Source organism: Verrucosispora sp. WMMA2121 (assembly GCF_027460185.1).
Lineage (GTDB): Bacteria > Actinomycetota > Actinomycetes > Mycobacteriales > Micromonosporaceae > Micromonospora > Micromonospora palythoicola.
Genome location: NZ_JAPZBH010000006.1, coordinates 2,508,433 through 2,526,410 on the forward strand (window position 1 = coordinate 2,508,433; position 17,978 = coordinate 2,526,410).

General features: G+C 71.0%; 17 protein-coding genes and 1 tRNA gene. 8 read left to right on the plus strand and 10 right to left on the minus strand.

Going from position 1 to position 17,978, the window contains the following annotated elements; all coding sequences use genetic code 11:
- Positions 1 to 56 precede the first annotated feature (56 nt).
- On the plus strand, positions 57 to 647 hold the full coding sequence (locus O7605_RS20425) for a hypothetical protein (RefSeq protein ID WP_269740643.1): 591 nt from the start codon (positions 57 to 59) through the stop codon (positions 645 to 647).
- An 80-nt stretch (positions 648 to 727) separates the two neighbouring features.
- Here the strand turns inward: O7605_RS20425 and O7605_RS20430 are convergent, their stop codons facing one another.
- Both O7605_RS20430 and O7605_RS20435 read right to left on the minus strand, forming a co-directional pair.
- Positions 728 to 2,326 (minus strand): ricin-type beta-trefoil lectin domain protein, encoded by a 1,599-nt coding sequence (locus tag O7605_RS20430; RefSeq protein ID WP_269740644.1) that lies wholly within the window; start codon positions 2,324 to 2,326, stop codon positions 728 to 730.
- A gap of 164 nt (positions 2,327 to 2,490) precedes the next feature.
- Complete coding sequence (locus O7605_RS20435; RefSeq protein WP_269740645.1) at positions 2,491 to 4,674, minus strand: hypothetical protein; 2,184 nt, start codon at positions 4,672 to 4,674, stop codon at positions 2,491 to 2,493.
- 215 nt (positions 4,675 to 4,889) lie between these two features.
- On the opposite strand from O7605_RS20435, the gene O7605_RS20440 reads away from it, so the two are divergent.
- Positions 4,890 to 5,594, plus strand: a complete 705-nt coding sequence (locus tag O7605_RS20440; RefSeq protein ID WP_269740646.1) for a glycosyltransferase family 2 protein — start codon at positions 4,890 to 4,892, stop codon at positions 5,592 to 5,594.
- A 98-nt stretch (positions 5,595 to 5,692) separates the two neighbouring features.
- Here the strand turns inward: O7605_RS20440 and O7605_RS20445 are convergent, their stop codons facing one another.
- Together O7605_RS20445 and O7605_RS20450 are read right to left on the minus strand one after the other, a co-directional pair.
- The gene (locus tag O7605_RS20445; RefSeq protein ID WP_269740647.1) at positions 5,693 to 6,580 is read right to left on the minus strand and encodes a transketolase family protein; all 888 of its coding nucleotides are present in this window, start codon (positions 6,578 to 6,580) and stop codon (positions 5,693 to 5,695) included.
- Between the two features lie 2 nt (positions 6,581 to 6,582).
- Entirely contained in the window at positions 6,583 to 7,308 is a 726-nt protein-coding gene (locus tag O7605_RS20450) for a transketolase (RefSeq protein ID WP_269740648.1), read from the minus strand.
- 46 nt (positions 7,309 to 7,354) lie between these two features.
- On the opposite strand from O7605_RS20450, the gene soxR reads away from it, so the two are divergent.
- Positions 7,355 to 7,792, plus strand: coding sequence for a redox-sensitive transcriptional activator SoxR (gene soxR, locus O7605_RS20455; protein ID WP_269740649.1), 438 nt, complete (start codon positions 7,355 to 7,357; stop codon positions 7,790 to 7,792).
- Positions 7,793 to 7,831: 39 nt separating this feature from the next.
- On the opposite strand, the gene O7605_RS20460 is transcribed toward soxR, so the two are convergent.
- Positions 7,832 to 8,809: an NAD(P)H-quinone oxidoreductase gene (locus O7605_RS20460; RefSeq protein WP_269740650.1), complete on the minus strand. Its 978-nt coding sequence runs from the start codon at positions 8,807 to 8,809 to the stop codon at positions 7,832 to 7,834.
- A 148-nt stretch (positions 8,810 to 8,957) separates the two neighbouring features.
- Here O7605_RS20460 and O7605_RS20465 point away from each other — a divergent pair.
- Positions 8,958 to 9,044 (plus strand) — tRNA-Ser (locus O7605_RS20465).
- Positions 9,045 to 9,087: 43 nt separating this feature from the next.
- Here O7605_RS20465 and O7605_RS20470 read toward each other — a convergent pair.
- Positions 9,088 to 9,816 (minus strand): SDR family oxidoreductase, encoded by a 729-nt coding sequence (locus O7605_RS20470; protein WP_269740651.1) that lies wholly within the window; start codon positions 9,814 to 9,816, stop codon positions 9,088 to 9,090.
- Between the two features lie 76 nt (positions 9,817 to 9,892).
- Between O7605_RS20470 and O7605_RS20475 the strand changes: the two genes are divergently transcribed.
- Positions 9,893 to 10,258, plus strand: a complete 366-nt coding sequence (locus tag O7605_RS20475) for a MerR family transcriptional regulator (protein ID WP_269740652.1) — start codon at positions 9,893 to 9,895, stop codon at positions 10,256 to 10,258.
- A 26-nt stretch (positions 10,259 to 10,284) separates the two neighbouring features.
- Here O7605_RS20475 and O7605_RS20480 read toward each other — a convergent pair whose 3' ends face one another.
- Entirely contained in the window at positions 10,285 to 10,443 is a 159-nt protein-coding gene (locus O7605_RS20480; RefSeq protein WP_269740653.1) for a hypothetical protein, read from the minus strand.
- Between the two features lie 149 nt (positions 10,444 to 10,592).
- On the opposite strand from O7605_RS20480, the gene O7605_RS20485 reads away from it, so the two are divergent.
- Positions 10,593 to 11,126, plus strand: a complete 534-nt coding sequence (locus O7605_RS20485; RefSeq protein ID WP_269740654.1) for a YbhB/YbcL family Raf kinase inhibitor-like protein — start codon at positions 10,593 to 10,595, stop codon at positions 11,124 to 11,126.
- 104 nt (positions 11,127 to 11,230) lie between these two features.
- Here O7605_RS20485 and O7605_RS20490 read toward each other — a convergent pair whose 3' ends face one another.
- Entirely contained in the window at positions 11,231 to 11,941 is a 711-nt protein-coding gene (locus O7605_RS20490) for a class I SAM-dependent methyltransferase (RefSeq protein WP_269740655.1), read from the minus strand.
- Between the two features lie 210 nt (positions 11,942 to 12,151).
- On the opposite strand from O7605_RS20490, the gene O7605_RS20495 reads away from it, so the two are divergent.
- Positions 12,152 to 13,978: a hypothetical protein gene (locus O7605_RS20495; RefSeq protein WP_443083950.1), complete on the plus strand. Its 1,827-nt coding sequence runs from the start codon at positions 12,152 to 12,154 to the stop codon at positions 13,976 to 13,978.
- Between the two features lie 14 nt (positions 13,979 to 13,992).
- Here O7605_RS20495 and O7605_RS20500 read toward each other — a convergent pair whose 3' ends face one another.
- On the minus strand, positions 13,993 to 14,709 hold the full coding sequence (locus O7605_RS20500) for a hypothetical protein (protein WP_269742703.1): 717 nt from the start codon (positions 14,707 to 14,709) through the stop codon (positions 13,993 to 13,995).
- 344 nt (positions 14,710 to 15,053) lie between these two features.
- On the opposite strand from O7605_RS20500, the gene O7605_RS20505 reads away from it, so the two are divergent.
- The gene (locus tag O7605_RS20505) at positions 15,054 to 16,568 is read left to right on the plus strand and encodes a peptide deformylase (RefSeq protein WP_269740656.1); all 1,515 of its coding nucleotides are present in this window, start codon (positions 15,054 to 15,056) and stop codon (positions 16,566 to 16,568) included.
- 170 nt (positions 16,569 to 16,738) lie between these two features.
- Here the strand turns inward: O7605_RS20505 and O7605_RS20510 are convergent, their stop codons facing one another.
- The gene (locus tag O7605_RS20510) at positions 16,739 to 17,860 is read right to left on the minus strand and encodes a globin domain-containing protein (RefSeq protein ID WP_269740657.1); all 1,122 of its coding nucleotides are present in this window, start codon (positions 17,858 to 17,860) and stop codon (positions 16,739 to 16,741) included.
- Positions 17,861 to 17,978 lie beyond the last annotated feature (118 nt).

Here is a 17,978-nt window from a genome sequence, read left to right on the forward strand (position 1 = left end):
GGCCCTGACGCGGCGCCACGAGATCCGACGGACCAGCACCGACGAGAGGACGAGGAATGGCACGCAGGGGATCCTTCACCGCCACCGGCGCGCTACTGGTGACGGTCGCGTTGGCCGCCGCCGGCTGCGGGGTGGGCCGGGCCGAGCGGGACACGCTGCAGGACAGCGCCGTCGAGGTGGTCGCCGCGCTGGGCGCGGAGGGCCAGGCACTGGCCGCGCTCGGTCTCGACCCCGAGGAACTGGACGCCGACCCGGGCACGGCCGCGCCGGTGGAGCCGACCCCGAGCGCGGCCGACAAGCGCAAGGAGCGGGTCGAGGAGTGGCGCAAGCGCCGGGCGGCCCGGGTGCTGCTGCGCAAGAACACGTTGCACGGCGACGTCGTGGTGCAGACCAAGGACGGCGGCACCAAGACCGTCTCGGTGCAGCGCGGCGAGGTGACCGCCCTGACCGACGACAAGATCACGGTCAAGTCGACCGACGGCTTCACCAGAACCTGGACCTTCACCGACGACCTGCGGGTGATCGAACGGCGCAAGTCGATCGCCGCCACGGACATCAAGGTCGGCACCAGGCTGGGCGTGGCCGGCACCGTGTCCGGCGAGCAGGCGCAGGCCCGTCTGATAGTCGTACCGTTCGAGCAGAAGTGACAGTGGGCCCGCCGGGCCCGGCGCGGTGATCGAACCAGACCACCCGGTGCCGGGCCCGGCGGGCCCGCCTGCTCCCGGCCTCAGTAGACCCGGGAGCCGATGAAGTCGTCCCGCCCGTACCCGACGGGCTGGGCGAACGACCGCGACTCGAACGACCACTGCTGCCGCGAACTGCTGGAGCAGGTGGCCAGCCGCAGTCGGGGCGTACCGAACAGCGGGTTGTCGAAGGCCAGACAGAGGTTGGTGGCACCGGCGGCGCGGATCTGGTTGCCGGAGATGGTGAACCGCTGGTTGGTGCCGCCGTGGCAGTCGTAGACGTTCACCGCCGTGCCCGAACTCAGCGATCCACCGGCGACGTCCAGGCAGCGGTCGTGGGAGAGTTCGGAGTGCAGCGACTGCCGGGTCGGGTCGTACCAGAAGCCCTGGTTACGTCCGCCATGGCAGCGGTACGACTGCTGCGCCGTGCCGTTGCGTGAGTTGTAGCCCTTGCCGTCCACGCAGGTGCCGGTGGCGGCGTTGCGCAGCTGCCGGAACTCCATCAGGCCGGCGTAGAGCTGACCGTCGCCGGTGCTGGCCGGGTCGACGCAGGTGCCCTGCTGCTGGCCGGAGGCGTAGAACTGGGTGATGCACTGGGCGAACATGCCGTGTCCCCGGTAGTTCGGGTGGAACGACTGGCGGGCCGCGTTCTCGTCCCAGATCCCCACCTCGATGTAGAGCCCGCGTACCGAGGTGTTGTCGGTGCAGACCTCGTGGCCGTGGAAGAGGCGGCTGGCGTCGAGGTAGCGGGTGCCGGTGTTGGCCGCCGCCGCCCGCAGCGCCGACTCGAACAGCGGCACCGCCTTGTTCCGGGCGAACGCGGCGTCGGCGAGGTACAGCAGGCAGCCGCCGGAGTACCAGCCGGGGAAGTTCGGGTTGTCCTCGACGTCCGGACTGCCCGGGCTGGAGTACGACATGAACACCAGCTCGTAGTCGGAGCTGAGATAGCCGGCGTTCGTCATGGTCCGGCGGATGTCGGTGAGTGCCTCCTCGACGGCCCGACGGCTGCCGTCGGTGCGTACCGTCCACTGGTCGGTGTAGGTGGGCCAGCAGGGCCCCTGGAAGAGGACGCGGCGGAGCGCGCAGTCGGTGGCGACCGGGCCGAACTGGATCGTGCCGTCGCCGTTGGCGCCGGCCACCACCCAGATCAGCTTGATGTGCGTGTTGCGCGCCTTGATCGCCAGGTGGTCGCCCTGGTTCAGCTCGTTGTGCTGGGTCGGACCACCGGCGATCAGGTTCCACGGGGTGGCGCCGGAGCAGGCGATGTTGTAGCGCTCGTCGGCGGCGATACCGGTGCGGAAGACCGCCTGGTCGTACGAGCGGTCGCACCAGTTGCCCGGCTGGTGGGTGCCGGGCACGTAGTTGCCGACCCCCTCCCCGGAGATCTGGCTGTCACCCATGGTGATCAGTGCGGTGCGGCGCTGGTCGATCGGCCGGATACCGGGGTCGCCGTAGAGCGCGGTGGCCTCGGCGGCGCGGATGGTTTCGAGGTGGGCGGGGAGCGGCTGGACGGCGGGACGGTCGGCCGCGGCGGCGGGTGAGGCCGTGGCCAGCATCGGCAGGACGAGAGCGGTGGCGAGGACGGCGACCTCGGCAAGACGCCGTCGAGGTGTCCGTTCACGCCTGGCGTGGGTACCAGACATCGACGCACTCCTTTCGGTCCGATCGCGGGACGTCGATCGGGTTACCGGACGGTAACGCGTGCGATGCAGGTATGTGAATACGTCTCGGAATACTTGCGTGCTGCGGCGAACCGGGCCAATGGTCCTTTACCGGCCCGGACCGCTCGACGTGCCGCGCCGACCGGTCACCGCTGCTCCGGCAGGGCGTAGCCGACGTAGCTGCGGAACTCCAGCCGCCAACCGGCGGGCACCAGGTCGGCGCAGAGTTTCCGGCTGCCGACACAGAGGATCGCGTCGACCGAGGCCGGATCGGCCGGTGGCCGATCGTCGAGCACCGACTGGAGCGCCAGCAGCTCGGGCGGGGTGCCGTCCGCGTCGCGGAGCAGCAGCCACCAGGGGTACTCCCAGTCGTCGTTGCGCTGGGACAGCCCGATCCGGCGCGCGCCGGCGCCCCGGACCGCGTCGGCCGCCCACCGGTACTCCGCCGCCCACTGCGGACGCCGGATGAACCGGCTCTCCCAGTCGGAGGTGGTGAAGACCGAACCCGCGCCGACCAGTCGGCGCGGAAAGCCGTACGACACCGCCAACACCCCGGCCAGTGCGCAGGTGGCCAGCACCGTCACCGCGAGCCCGGCGGCGAGGGGTCGCCGACCGCCGGTGCCCGCCGGATCACCGCCCCGGACGCCGGACGCGACCCGACCCGAGCGGCGGAAGAGGGCGTCGAGCCAGAGACCGGCCAGCGGCACCGATGCCGCCAGGGCGTAGAGGATCAGCCGGTTCCCCCACGGTTGCCACTTGATCATCGCGGTGTGCAGCACCACGGCGACGACCACCACCAGGGCGTACCCGCGCAGCGCCCCCGCCGCGCCCGGACTGACCCGGGTCGGGCCGCGCAGCGCCGCCAGCGCGCCGATCAGCGCCAGCGCACCGGCCAGCGGGAAGGCCACCCGGTCCTCGTCCGGATACCAGGACGCGACCGGGAAGATCTCCCGGCCGAACGTGATCGCGCGGTCCTGCGGGTCGACCCCGATCAGCCCGGCCAGCCCGATGATCGCCTCGGCGGACACCTCGCGCAGCGGCGCCAGCGGAGTGTCCAGCGCGGTGTGTCCGATCCGGAGCGCGTTCACCAGGACCGATGGTGGGTCGTGGCGTTCCATCGGCACCGACTCGCGCAGCCGCTCCGGTCCCAACGGGTGGCCGAACTCGACGTACACCCGGCCCAGGAAGGGGCCGACCACCGCGGCGGCGACCAGCAGGATCAGCACCGAGGCACCGACGGTACGGGTGATCCCGGCGACCGGGGCCCGGCGGTGCGTGGTCGACCCGTCGAGGTACGCCAGGCGTAGCTGGCCCACTCCCCAGAGCACCAGCAGCGGCCCGACCGCGAGCAGTCCGCTGGTCTTGGTGACCGCGGTCAGCCCGGTGGCCGCGCCGAGCGCGAGCAGGTCACCCAGGTGCGCCCGTCGACGCAGCCCGTCCAGGGCGAGGGTGCCGGCGCAGAGCACCCAGGCGGCGCAGACCAGGTCGGTCTGGGTGCTGGTCGCCTGCAGGGTGACCATCGGCGTGGTGGCCAGCACGAACACGGTGAGCAACTGCGCCCGCCGACCGCCACCGAGCTGCGCGGTCACCCGGGCGGCCGCGAGCAGGCAGACCAGGCCGGCGGCCCACTGCACCAGGTGATGCAGCGCGTCACCGCCGGTGAGCAGCCGCAGGTGCAGCAGCAGGTACTCGGCGCCCGGTGGAATGGTGACCTGCCGGTGGACCGCGGTCGCCCAGAACGTCAGGTCGCCCTGGGCCACCCACCGTTCCACCTTGGGCAGGTGGTACGTCTGCGAGTCGTAGTTGTTCGGCGCGGCCAGCAGGGCGATCAGCAGTTCGACCAGGAGCAGCCCGGCGACCGTACCGGCGAGCAGTCGTTCGCCACGGCTGGCCGTACGCCAGAGATCGCCGGCGGCGCTGCGCCAGCCGCCGGTCGTGGCGGCACCCGGCCTGGTGTCCGGATCGGCCGGCGCCGGACGGTCCGGACCCACGGTGACCGTACCGACCGTCGCCGTGGCCCCCGACGCCTCGCCGGCACCCGCCGACGGCCCCGCCGCACCGGATCGGGCAACGCCCGCCAGCGACGGTGGCGTGCCACCACCGACGGTCACGGTGCCCGGGAGCCCGGCCGCGTCCCGCTCGCGGCTGCGGTTGTCGACCCGCCGTCGCCACACCGCCGCCAACGCCGTCACGACGAGGAAGCTCAGCCACGTCAGGGCGAAGGCGGGCGCGGTGAGCAGCCGCAACGCACCGAGTACCTCGACGGTCGCCACCGCGAAGGTGCCGACGACAAGGGTCGCCCGGAGCACCGCGAGCCGTCGGGATGCCACGACGCCCACCTTCCGTGGCCGTAGGGCCACGCCGAGTAGAACGAGCGCGGCGACGGGAACCAGGACGAACGGGAAGCCGGCGGCCGACATGGCCGGAAGTAAACACCATCAGCCTGGACGCCCGAGCGTGGATCGCCGTCGGTGGTCGTCGCCACCTGGCTGACCTGCCGGGCTAGGCTATGGCCGACACATTGCCCGCCCTCGTGGAGATTCCCGTGAAGCTGTCGATCCTCATGCCGGTCTACAACGAGGAAGAACGCATCGCGGATGCCCTCAAGCAGGCGCTGGCGGTGGAGTATCCGTGCGAGATCGAGCTGCTGGTGGTCGACGACGGCAGCCGCGACGGCACCGGGGAGATCCTCGGGCGTGCCGACGACGCCCGGCTGCGGGTCATCACCCACCAGCGCAACGCGGGCAAGGGCGCGGCCATCCGCACGGCGGTGGCCAACGCCGACGGCGAGTACATGGTCATCCTCGACGCCGACCTCGAGTACGACCCACAGGACATCCCCAAGCTGCTGGCCCCGGTGCTGGACGGCCGGGCGACGGTGGTCTACGGCAACCGCACCTTCGGCAGCCACAGCGCCTACAGCTTCTGGTACGTGATGGGCAACAAGGGCGTCACCATGGCGGCGAACGTGCTGTTCAACTCCTACATCGGCGACCTGGAGACCTGCTTCAAGCTGATGCCGGTCGCGCTCTACCGCTCGCTGGACGTGCGTTCCCGAGGGTTCGGCATGGAAGCCGAGGTGACCGGCAAGCTGCTGCGGCGCCGCATCCGACCGTACGAGGTGCCGATCAGCTACCGGGCCCGGGGACGCGAGGAAGGCAAGAAGATCACCTGGCGGGACGGTGTCGAGGCGCTCTGGATCCTCGGCCGCGAGCGCACCCGTCGCAATCCCGGCACCACACCCCGCTGACCGTCCTGCCGGCCGCGCCACGAGGTGGCTGCCGGTCGCGGCAGGTCGGGCCGTACGTCGCTGGTGCAGACCGCGACATGCCGCGAACCGAGCAGCGCTCAGACCAACGCCGGTGACAGGAAGTCGGTGATCGAGCGGCGCAGCCCGGCCGCGTCGAGCCCGTGCCACCGGGCGTGATCCGCCGCCGAACCGTAGCGCCGTAACTCCTCGCGACGAACCCCGAGCGCCGACAGCCGGTGCGGTCGATCGGCCAGCGCGGCCGAGACCAGCCGGGCCGAGGTGCCCGCCAGGTACGGCTCGACCAGGATCACCGCACTGTCCACGAGCGCCCGTAGGCCGGCGGTGTCGAACGGGCGGGGCCGGTGGGTGTACGCCACGGTCACCGGCAGGTCCGCGGTCGCGTCGAGGGCCGCGTCCACCGTGGGACCGACCGCCACCAGCAGCGCCGCCCCCGGCCCGGCGTCCCGGAGCACCCGCAGGTCGCCCGCCTCCGGGTACGCCCGCGCGTTGCTCTGCGTGGAGAGCCGCACGTATGCCGAGCCCTGGCCGCAGACCACGGCGCGCAGCAGCCCGGGTACCTCGTCCCGATGCCCGGGCACGTGCACCGTCCAGTCGTGCAGGGTGTCGATCAGGGCGACGTCCGCCGGGCTGAGATGGGTGCGCCCGGCTGCCGCGCGGTCGTACGACGCCCCGACGCTCACCAGCACCGCGCCGACCCCCTGATGGTCGAGATCCAGCTTGATCTGCTCGTACGCCCGCTCCACGAGGAACGGTGCGTAGCTGTGCACGATGGGGCGCAGCCCGGTCAGTGCCAGGCCGCCCGCCACCCCCACCATGAGCTGCTCCCGGATGCCGACGTTCACCACCCGGTCGGGATGCCGGGCGGCGGCCGGAGCGAACGCCGCGGCGGAGATGTCGGCCAGCACGACGACCGTTCGAGGGTCGTCCAGGAACTCGGTCGTGGTGGCCACGAAGGTGTCCCGCACGATCACTCACCGTCCCCGACGAGCGCGACGACAAGATGTGGCCGGTGACCGTGGTGTCCGGTCAGTGCCGGGTGGAGGGCGTCCCGGTCCCGCCCGTCCACTGTCGCGGCGGTCCAGCCGTTGGCGGTGAACCGGGTGGCCACTCCGCCCGGCCAGCCGTGGGTGGCGGAGAAGTTGTCGACCACGATCGCGGTCAGGTTGCCCAGCCCGACCGCTCCGGCGTACGCGATCGCCTCGTGATTCGAGCCCTCGTCCAGCTCGGCATCGCCGAGCAGCACGTAGACCCGGGGGGCGAGCCGGCCCTGGGCGCGTAGCCCGAGTGCGGTGCCGACGCCCAGCCCCAGACCGTGCCCGAGCGAGCCGGAGCCGATCTCCACGCCGGGGATCAGGGTGCGGTCCGGGTGGTCGCCGAGCCGACTCGACGGCCCGCCCTGGTCGTCGAGCCAGTCCGGCGGAATGAAGCCCCTCGCGGCGAGCAGGGCGTAGTAGCCGGCCACCGCGTGGCCCTTGGAGAGCAGAAAGCGGTCACGGTCAGGGTCGTCGACGGTCGCCGGGGTGATCCGTAGCACCCGGTCGTAGAGCACCTGGAGCACGTCGAGGGTCGACAGGACGTTCGCACCGAACTCCCGGCCGGCGCGAACGCGCTCAAGCAGCGGGGCGAACTGGTCGCGTCCGTCGATCGGCGCGGCGGCCTCGGCGACCCGGGCCGTGGTGGCGGATGTGGTCATACGGATAGCCTGCAAGTTGAAGCGGGGTTCAACTCAAGGCGACGTGATGCAGGAAGCATTGACCATTGGCCAACTCTCCGCCCGCAGTGGGGTGGCGCAGTCCGCGCTGCGCTACTACGAGCGGCTGGGGCTCATCCGGGCCGAACGGACCAGCGGCAACCAGCGCCGCTACCACCGTGGTGAGCTGCGCCGGGTGGCGTTCATCCGGATCGCCCAGCAGGTCGGCATCTCGCTTGAGGAGATCCGTGCCGCGCTCGACTCGCTGCCCGCCGCCCGTACGCCCACCGCCGAGGACTGGGCCAAGCTCTCCACCGCCTGGCGGGCCAGGCTCGACGAGAAGATCCGGCTGATGAGCCGGCTCCGCGACGACCTGGACGCCTGCATCGGCTGTGGCTGTCTCTCGCTGCGGCGCTGCACCCTCTACAACCCCGAGGACAACCTGGCCGGCGACGGCCCGGGGGCCCGGCTCGTGCTACCCGGTTAGTTTCCCGACCGCTGCCCGGCTGCCGGCACGTGATCCGGCTCAGCCGACGGTGAGCAGGACCTTGCCGACGTGCTCGTTGGACTCGACGAGTCGATGCGCCTGCGCCGCCTCGGTGATCGGCAGTCGCCGGTCGATCACCGGTCGCACCCGGCCCGCCTCGACCAGCGGCCAGACCTGCTCGCGCACCCCGCGTACGATCGCGGCCTTCTGCTCAAGTGGCCGGGAACGCAGCGCGGTGGCCGCGACGGTGCCGCGCTTGGCCAACAGCGCACCCAGATCCAACTCACCCTTGCGACCGCCCTGCATGCCGATCACCACCAGCCGTCCGTCGGCGGCCAGGGCGGCGACGTTCCGACCCAGGTACGACGCGCCCATGATGTCCAGGACGACATCCGCGCCCCGGCCGTCGGTGACCCGCCGGACCTCCTCGACGAAGTCCTGCTCCCGGTAGTCGACAAGCAGGTCGGCCCCCAGCGCACGCAGCCGCTCGTGCTTGCTGGCCCGCGCGGTCGCCACCACCGTCGCGCCGAGCGCGGCACCGAGCTGGATCGCGAACGTGCCGATGCCGCTGCCGCCGCCGTGCACCAGCAGCGTCTCTCCCGCCGTCAGGCGGGCCACCCGCACCACGTTCGACCAGACCGTGCAGGCCACCTCCGGCAACGCGGCGGCGTCGACCAGGTCGACGCCGGCCGGCAGCGGCAGCAACTGTCCGGCCGGCACCGCCACCCGTTCGGCGTACCCGCCGCCGGCCAGCAGCGCGCAGACCTGGTCACCCACCCGCACACCGGCCACCCCGGGACCGGTCGCGCTCACCACCCCCGAGCACTCCAACCCGGGGTACGCGGGCGCGCCCGCCGGCGGCGGATAGTGCCCCTGCCGCTGCAACAGGTCGGCCCGATTCACCGCGGTCGCCCGTACGTCCACGACCACCTCGCCCGGACCCGGCCGCGGGTCCGGCACCTCGCTCCAGGTGAGTACGTCGGGTCCGCCAGGCTCGGCAATGGTGATCGCTCGCATGGCCCAGTCTTACCCGATCCCGGGCCGGCTCCACGTCGCGCCCCGAGCGACCACGCAACGTCAGTGCTCACGGCGCACCGGGTAGCTCGACCGTTCGCCGACGTACGCGGCGTGGCAGACTAGGCACGGCCGCGCACGGCGTGGTCCGGGAGGGTTCGCCTAGTGGCCGATGGCGCTGGTCTTGAAAACCGGTAAGGCAGCGATGTCTTCGTGGGTTCGAATCCCACACCCTCCGCTCACCTGGCCCGCGAGTGGGATCCCGGCTCGGCGAGGACGGCTCAGGCTGCTGCCAGCGCCGCCAGGGCGCGCTCCATCGCGGCGTTGAACTCCTCCGGCTTGAGCGGTAGCCGGGATTTGACGTCCCGGCTCCACTGGTCCGCGAGGACCTCGGCGGAGCCTGCCTCGACTCCGTCGAGCGCCGCGTCCGCCAGGTCCGACGGTGCGATCTTGTCCACCGGCCAGCCTGCGGACATGTCGGTGTCGGCCAGGCCGAGGTGCACCGCCGTCACGAGAGTGCCCTGCTCGGCGAGTTCCAGCCGGACTCCGTTGGTCATGGCCCACGCGGCGGCCTTGGTCAGGTGATAGGCGTTGGCGCCCCGGACCCCGAACCACGACATGGCGGAGAGGACGTTCACGATCGCGCCCCCGCCGTTGCTGGCCAGCGTCGGGGCGAACTCCCGGATCATCCCCAGATGACCGAACACGTTGGTCTCCAGTTCGTGCCGGACCGCGGCCAGCGAGCCGGTCACCAGGTCGGTGCCGGTCTGGATTCCGGCATTGTTGACGAGCAGCGAGACGTCCGAGGCGGCTTCGGTGGCGGCGCGTACGGAGGCGGCGTCGGCGATGTCGAGCGGCAGCACCTCGACCCCGGGCAGATCGATGGTCTCGGGCCGGCGGGCTGTCGCGTAGACCTTGCGGGCGCCCCGTTCGAGCAGGCGCCTGGCGAAAGCGTGGCCCAGGCCGCGATTGGCTCCGGTGACCAGGGCAACCGAGTTGTTGATATCCATGCCGGCTACGCTAAAACCTGACGCTGACGTCAGAGGCAAGCTTTGGACGTCGGTGCCGGCGTGAGAGGAGTCACCATTGACCACCGAGGAGCGACTGATCCGGATCGGCGAGGTGGCGCGGGAGGCCGGCGTCTCGGTACGCGCCGTGCGCTACTACGAGCAGCAGGGGCTGCTCACCGCGGAGCGCAGCCCGTCCGGGCAGCGTCTCTACCGGCAGGACGCGGTCACCCTGGTGCGCTTCTTCCAGCAGATGTACGCCGCCGGCCTGACCAGTCAACGGATCGCCGAACTGCTGCCCTGCTGGAGTTCCGGGCACACCGACGCCGAGCAGCGAGCCATGCTGCGCGCCGAGCGCGACCGCATCCAGGCCAAGGTCGACGACCTGCGGGCCGCCCTGGACCGCCTCGACGAGGTCATCACGATCACCGACGCGCATCCCTAGGACTGGTCGACCGAGTGCCACCCGCCTCAGGTGCTCTCCGGAGGGCGCTTCCGCTGTTCCTCGCGGATCTTCTCGTCGGCGAGCCGGTCCAGTGCCCGGCGGCGTTCGTCGTTGAGGGCAGCCTCGTCACGTCGGCGCACGGCATCGATGACGGCGGTGATGAAGTCACGCCAGACTCCGGCCAAGAGACTCCTTCGCTAGTTGTTGCAGGGTGACAACCGCCGTGAGGCGCTCTCGGTTACGGCGGACTTGAGGCTGGTTCTGTCGAATGTCAGCGCGGCACAGGGTATGAAAGGGGCGCAGAACACCACTTCCACCGGAAGGACCTGTGTCGATGACCCTGGAACGTCCCATCGCTCCGGACCCGTACGAGCTGCTGCCGACCGTCGCCTCCTTCACGCTGACAAGTGACGATGTGCAGAACGGTGAGCCGATGGACGCCGCGCACGCGCACGGCAGCACCGGCGGCGACAATGTCTCGCCGCAGTTGGCCTGGTCGGGCTTCCCGGCCGAGACCAAGGGTTTCGTGGTGACCTGTTTCGACCCGGACGCACCGACCGGCAGCGGCTTCTGGCACTGGGTGCTGGTGAACCTGCCGGCCGACATGACGGAACTGCCGCGCGGCGCGGCCGAGAAGGATCTGAAGGGCGCGTTCACCGTACGCAACGACTACGGGGAGCACGGTTTCGGCGGTGCCGCGCCGCCGCCCGGCGACCGTCCGCACCGGTACGTCTTCGCGGTGCACGCCCTCGACGTCGAACGCCTCGACGTCACCCCCGAGGCGACTCCCGCCTACGTCGGCTTCAACCTCGCCTTCCACACCCTGGCCCGGGCCACCATCCGCCCCACCTACCAGATCCCCGGCTGACCCGACCCAGCCTCGATCGATCATGAGGTTGGCGGCGACTTCGATCTCTGCAAGTGCCGCCAACCTCATGGTCAACGGGACGGGGTCGGTCCCGGGCAGCCTGGTTAGGCGGGGGTGCGGGCCACGGCGAAGACGGATTGGCCGAAGGGGGGACGGACGAGCTGCTCGGCGGCCTTGGTGGCGGGGAGGACCAGGGTGTCGTAGACCTTCACCATCGGGCCCTCCTTCGGCATCAGGCGGAAGACCTTGGTGGCCATGAAGTAGCCGATCAGGCCGAGCGCGTTCGCGTAGTGGATCTTCTCCACCTGTAGGCCGGCCTCGGTCATCGCGCTGGCCAGCGTCTTCTTCGTGTACCGCCGGACGTGGCCGGTGGCGATGTCCGCCGGGCTCATCGCGAACTGGAAGGCCGGCACGATGATGACCACCGCGCCACCGGGCCGGACCAGCTGACCCATGCAGCGCAGCGCGCCGACGTGGTCCTCGATGTGCTCAAGCACGTTGTAGGAGACCGCCGCGCTGTAGTCGCCCCGCTCCGAGTTGGGCAGCAGCATCTGGCGAACCTCGATCGAGGGCCGGTCCGCGAGACGCTCCTTGAGGGCGACCAGTCGGTCCGGGTCGGCCTCGGTGGCGGTGAACCGGGGGAAGCTCTCGCTCCACTCCAGGGCGTAGTCGCCGAGGCCGCTACCGATCTCGATGGGGTTGTCGCCCAGGTAGGGCACGGCCAGCTCGACGAACCAGCGCCGGTGATTGACCGCCGTGGCGAGGCCCTCCAGGACCTCGGACTGCACGCGCTGATCCCCAGTGATTTCTGCCATGCGTCGCTTCCTCACGATACGACTCGACCCGCGTCGGGACCGACTGAGTGAACCATCCGCTCGGACGGCGGGAATATCGGGGCCCGCGATGGCCGATTAACGGTAGGGGTGGCTGCACGATCGGTGGTGGCCAGCGAACCTTGCCGATACTACGCCAGTGCCCCGAAGCCCGCACGCTGGCCACTTAGGCCAACTACGCTGTGAATTGTTATGACTACTCCCGATTCGGCGCGACAGCTGCCGCGGTCCGAGGCGGGAAGGGCGGCGCGCCGGCCGGAAGGACCGAGTGGCGGGGCGGGTCCCGGACGGTGGAGGGACGCCGCGGCGGTGGCGAGCTTCGCGGTTTTCGGCCTCTGGATCACCGCACGGATGTGGCTGAATCCGCACGACGGTATTCGCGACAACCCTACCGATATGGCGCAATTCGAGTGGATGTTGGCGCATGGTGCCCGGGTGGTGACGGAATTCGCCTACCCGTTTTCGTCGGACCGGATGAATGTGCCGGAATCGGTCAATCTGATGGCGAATACGTCGGTTCTGTCCGTCTCGTTGCCGATGACGCCGATAACCCTGCTCTTCGGCACCCGGGCCGCGTTCCTGGTATTCCTCACCCTCGGCCTGATCGCCACCGCCACCGCCTGGTACTTCCTGCTCTCCCGCGTGGTGCTGCCCGGCGCCCGCGGGCCGGCCTGGCTGGGTGCGACGTTCTGCGCGTACGCGCCGGCCATGGTCTCCCACGCCAACGCGCATCCGAACATCGTGTCGCAGTACGTGGTACCGCTGATCATCTGGCGGACCCTGCGGCTCGGTGACTCCGGGCGATGGTTGCGCAACGGTCTGCTCCTGGCCCTGGTGATCGTCTGGCAGGCGTTCCTGAACCTGGAGATCCTGCTGATGACCGCGATCGGTGTCGCCGTGGTGGTCGTCGCGATGGTGATCGGCCGGTCCGAGCTGCGGGCCCGGGTCCGTCCGTTCGCCGCGGGCATCGGGGTGGCCGCCGTCGTCTCCGCCGTGCTGCTGGCCTACCCGCTGTACGTGCAGTTCTTCGGTCCCGGCGCCTACCACGGGCTGTCCTGGGTGATCCGGGGCTACTCCACGGACCTGGCCTCGTTCTTCGCCTACTCCCGCGAGTCACTGGCCGGTGACGCCCGCAGCGCCGCCGGACTGGCCAAGAACCCCACCGAGGAGAACGCCTTCTTCGGTTGGCCGCTGGTGATCCTCGTGACGGCACTCGTGTGGTGGCTGCGGCGCAACGTCGTGGTGCTCGGCCTGGCCGCCGTCGGGCTGCTCTTCGCGGTGCTGTCGCTCGGCCGGGAGATCCGCTTCGATCGGCGTGGCACCGGCGTACCCGGGCCGTGGGCGCTGCTGGAGGAACTGCCGGTGCTGCACTCGGTGGTGCCGACCCGCTGGGCGCTGGCCATCACCCCGATCATCGGACTGATCCTGGCGTACGGTGCGGAGCGGGTCCGCGACCTGGCGTCCCGGTACCCGGACCGTCGGTCGCAGATCCGGCTCGCCACGGTGACCGGGCTGGCGATGGCGTTGGTGCCGGTGCTGCCCACTCCGTTGCCGACGAAACGGCTCGAACCGGTCCCCGCGTTCGTCACCTCCGGTGCCTGGCGGCCCTACCTGGCCGGCGGGCGCAGCGTGGTGACGTTGCCGTTGCCCGACACCGAGTACGCCGAGCCGCTGCGCTGGTCCGCCCGCACCCGGCAGGAGATGCCGATCGCCCGTGGCTACTTCCTCGGCCCGGACACCCGGCCGGGGCAGGACCGGGTCGCCCTGTTCTCCGCACCTCCGCGCCCCACCAGCAGCTTCTTCGGCACCATCCGCCGTACCGGCGAGGTGCCGCCGATCAGCGAGCGGGCGCGTCGGATGGCGGTGGAGGACCTGCGGTACTGGCGGGCCGGGGTGGTGATCCTCGGGCCGCACGAGCACGCCGACGCGCTGCGTACCGGGATGACCGAGCTGACCGGCATCCAGCCCGAGCACACCGGCGGCGTCTGGCTCTGGGACGTGCGCCCGCTGACGGAGTGAGCGGCGGGACCGGCTCAGCTGCGGATGCAGCAGCCCTGGCAGACCTTCGGCTGGGGCAGGGTGAACGCCAGGCAGCAGGTGCGGCGCTGCACGACCGGCTCACCGTTCGGCCCGGGCACCAGCTCCACCAGGTCGGCCAGATCGAGTGCGCCGAGCAGTGTGTCGATCGCCTCGACCGTGGAACCGGGCACGTTGTCGGCGGCACGCAGCAGCCCGTGGGCGATACCGGACGCCACCGAGCCGAGGAGGGTGCGGGCGCCGATCCGCACCCTGCCCTGGATCGCGGAGACCACGGGCGACAGGTGCCCGTCCAGGAGGGTGGCGCGCAGTGCGGTGAGCAGCTCCCGCTCGTCGGCCACCACCCGCACCTGGGGCAGCCCGGCGAGCGCCAGCGGATCGTTCGGCAGCACCGCGACCGGGATCGACTCGCGTAGTCCCACGGTCACCAGGGCACGCCGGTCGGCGAAGTGGATCAGTGCCTCGGTGTGGTCGAGCAACGGCACCCGACGGGCGGCGGCCCAACCGAGCACCACCGGCAGTGCGGCCCAGTAGCTGTACGCCTTCCAGGCGAGCGCGGCGGAGGCGTGTGGGGTGCCACCCCAGAGCCGGACGGCCGAGTCGAGCAGCTCCGGCAGTCGGGCACCGGTGAGGGTGGTCGCCGGGGCCCAACCGGCCTCGTCGACGACCAGTAGGCCCGGGGCCAGCCCGGGCAGGTCGTCGGTGCCGAACATGGCCCGCAGGGTTCCGGTGACCGGCGCCAGGGGCGTGGTGGCCGGATCCTGACGGGGCAGCACCGCTGTCACCTGATCCACCCCCCACTCGATCCGAAGCGTCCATGACGCCTACTAAGGCTAGCCTAACCACACTTCTGGGCACAGGGAAACCCGACGGTGGGATCGGGTGGGCGACGCGGGTCACGGCGCTGGCGAGCGCTACGCACGGTGTCGGCGTGGAAACTGCGGGCAGTATCGGTAGGAACCGCACATCAGTCAAGGTTCTTGTCGACTAGGTGCCAGATGAGTGTGCGGCCGGCGACTCAACGTGAAACTTGGTACTCCCGGCCACGAGGAAGCTGATGACGACCTCACCGCTCGATCGGGCTGCCGACTCCTTCGCCGCCGAACTCGCCCGGCACCGGACGGAACGGGGGCTGTCCAAGAAACAACTCGCCACCCTGATGGGCTTCGACCCCTCGTACGTCAGTCACGTCGAGGGACGCCGGCACCGGCCCACGGAGGACTTCGCCCGGCGCGCCGAGGCCGTCCTGGAGGCCAGCGGCGCGATCTGGCAGCGCTTCCGGGAGTACGACGACCTGCGCCACGCCCGCGGCGAACGTAACCATCGGGAATCCAGCCTGCCCGGCCAGTGGATGCCACCCGGCACCGGACTGATCGTCGAGCGCGAGACGGCCGTCCTGACCCACACCGAGGACGCCTATCGCTGCGTCATCCGCCGTGAGCTGTACAACGCCGGGGTCGAGCCGGTCACCCGCTACCTGATCCGCGTCGCCGTGGACCGCTATCCGAGCGATCCGGGCCGCTCCAACCGCCACCACCGGGAACACCCGCTCAGCTTCGCCGAACTGCAACTGTCCGCCTGCCGCGAGGAGTCCGGCGAGCGGGAGACCATGCACTGGCGCGCCAAGCACGACCGGGACGCGTTCAAGGAGATCTGGCTGCTCTTCGAGAACGGCGAACGCCGCTTTCCGCTCTACCCCGGTCGCCGCGCCACCATCGAGTACGCGTACACGGTCGGGCAGGACAAGTGGGGGCCGTGGTTCCAGCGGGCGGTCCGCGTACCGACTCGGCATCTCGCCGTACGCCTGGATCTGCCGGTCGCACTGGATCCTCAGGTCTGGGGCGCGGAAACCTCGCTCTCGGCGGAGGAAGGCCCGCTGCGCACGGCGGTGACCCGTCGCGACGAGGGCGAGCGAGCGATCTTCGACTGGGCGACCGACGAGCCGCCACTGAACGCCCGGTACCGGTTGCAGTGGCGGTTCCGGGCCCAACCGGAGCCCGAGACGGACGGCGGGCGCGTCCGACCGTCGGACCGGATGCGCGGGCTCGGCATCGTGCAGCGCGGCGCCGACCAGCTGCGCCAGCCGGCCCGCCCGTTCGACCTGCCGCGCGAGGAACCGGTCGCCCGGGAGATCGTCGACCGACTGGTCACCGCGCTGGCCCGGCTGGACGAACTGCACCCCTTCACCAAGGGGGTGGGAATCGCCGCCCCGCAGCTCGACCTCGACCGCGCCGCCGCGGTGGTCCGCCCGCCGGACCGAACCGCCGAGCCGGTCGTGCTGCTCAACCCCCGGGTGGTCGACGCGGCACCACACACCGACGAGCAGTACGAGGGGTGCCTCTCCTTCTTCGACCATCGCGGACTGGTGCCGCGGCCGCTGCGGCTGGACGTCGAACACGCACAGTTCGACGGCGGTCGGATCATCACGTCCTTCGAGTTCGGCATGGCCCGGCTGGTCGCGCACGAGATCGACCACCTCGAAGGTCGGCTCTACGTCGACCGGATGGCACCCGGTGTGCCGCTGGTGCCGATCGAGGAGTACCGCGAATCCGGCCACCCGTGGCGCTACTGAACCCGATGTGACGACCGTCCGGGCACGAGGCGCGACCCCGCCCGCCCGGGTGGGAACGACGGCCGGACGGGCGAGGTGGCGCGGGGCGGTGCCGGGCCGCCCGATCGGGGGACCGGGGCGCGTGCCCCAGGGGGCAGGGGCACGCGCCCCGGCTCGGGGGGAGCAAAGTTCTACAGGTTGCCGAACGTGTCGTACCGGGTCCGCTGCGGCGGTACGTCGTCGGCGGCGAGCACCCGGAGGGTGGCACGCACCATCGGCGCCGAACCGGAGATGAAGCAGTCGTGCGTCGTCCACGGCCCGTACCGGGCCACCACGTCGGAGATCTCGCCCTGCTCGCCGTCGAAGTCCGGGTCGTCGCTGCACGCCGGAGTCACCGAAAGCCACGGATGGGCGGCGACCAGATCCCGCAGCCGGTCCAGACCGTACAGGTCCGACTCGGTCCGGGCACCGTAGAAGACGTGCACCCAGCGGGCCCGGTTGTAACCGGTCAACTCCTCCACCAGCGCCTTGATCGGAGCCAGTCCGACGCCACCGGCGACGCAGAGGATGTCCCGCTCGGACGAGCGGTCGACCGTCATCGAGCCCATCGGCGCGGCCACCCGCAGCAGGTCGCCCGGCCTGGTACGACGGACCAACGCGCCGGAGACCCAACCGGCGGCGTCGGCCGGCGTCCGGACGTGGAACTCCAGGACGTTGTCCTCGTTCGGCGCGTTGGCGATCGAGTACGTCCGCCACACCCGGGGATGATGGCGCGGCACCTCCACACTGACGTACTGCCCCGCCTTCCAGGACAGCGGATGCTGTAACGCCCGGCAGGTGAGGACGGCCGTGTCCGGGCCGTGCCGCTGGTGGGTCAGCACCTCGGCGTGCCAGAACGGTGGGTCGTCGTCCGCCGCCGCCCCGGCGAGCATCTTCTCGGCGATCGCCGCGTACGCGTCCCGCCACGCCTGGTCGTACTCCAGGTTCCAGCCGTCGCCGGCGATGCTGCGCAACGCGTCCAGCAGCGCCACGCCCATCGTGTCGTAGTGGGCCGCCTCGACGTGGTACTTGCGGTGGTCCCGGCCGAGCGCCCGGAGGAACTCGTCGAAGCCCTCCGGGTCGTCCACGGTGTGGATCGCCGCGATGATCGCTTCGAGCAGTCGGTCGCCCTGGCCGGTCATCTGGACCGGGAAGAGCTTGCGCAGCTCCGGGTCGAGGAGGAAGAGCCGGGCGTAGAAGTGACCGCTCAGCCGAACCCGGTCCTCCTCGACCAGGGTCCAGCTCTCCTTCAGCAGCCGCGCGAAGTTGTCCACCGGGGGCGCTCCTTCTTCTGACGGCGGATCGGGCCCAGACAGAATCTCCACGGAGCGTGTATGAAGGTCGCACAGAATGTGCGATCGCATCATGAGGGTTGCTCGCCGGAGGGCGGGT

Bases quoted from the DNA above. Each gene is read 5' to 3' on its own strand.
- O7605_RS20460 (WP_269740650.1), bottom strand. From the start codon at position 8,809: ATGCGAGCGATCACCATTGCCGAGCCTGGCGGACCCGACGTACTCACC.
- O7605_RS20500 (WP_269742703.1), bottom strand. From the start codon at position 14,709: ATGTTCGGCACCGACGACCTGCCCGGGCTGGCCCCGGGCCTACTGGTC.
- O7605_RS20470 (WP_269740651.1), bottom strand. From the start codon at position 9,816: ATGGATATCAACAACTCGGTTGCCCTGGTCACCGGAGCCAATCGCGGC.
- O7605_RS20430 (WP_269740644.1), bottom strand. From the start codon at position 2,326: ATGTCTGGTACCCACGCCAGGCGTGAACGGACACCTCGACGGCGTCTT.
- O7605_RS20485 (WP_269740654.1), top strand. From the start codon at position 10,593: ATGACCCTGGAACGTCCCATCGCTCCGGACCCGTACGAGCTGCTGCCG.
- O7605_RS20505 (WP_269740656.1), top strand. From the start codon at position 15,054: ATGACGACCTCACCGCTCGATCGGGCTGCCGACTCCTTCGCCGCCGAA.
- O7605_RS20490 (WP_269740655.1), bottom strand. From the start codon at position 11,941: ATGGCAGAAATCACTGGGGATCAGCGCGTGCAGTCCGAGGTCCTGGAG.
- soxR (WP_269740649.1), top strand. From the start codon at position 7,355: ATGCAGGAAGCATTGACCATTGGCCAACTCTCCGCCCGCAGTGGGGTG.
- O7605_RS20450 (WP_269740648.1), bottom strand. From the start codon at position 7,308: ATGACCACATCCGCCACCACGGCCCGGGTCGCCGAGGCCGCCGCGCCG.
- O7605_RS20495 (WP_443083950.1), top strand. From the start codon at position 12,152: ATGACTACTCCCGATTCGGCGCGACAGCTGCCGCGGTCCGAGGCGGGA.
- O7605_RS20425 (WP_269740643.1), top strand. From the start codon at position 57: ATGGCACGCAGGGGATCCTTCACCGCCACCGGCGCGCTACTGGTGACG.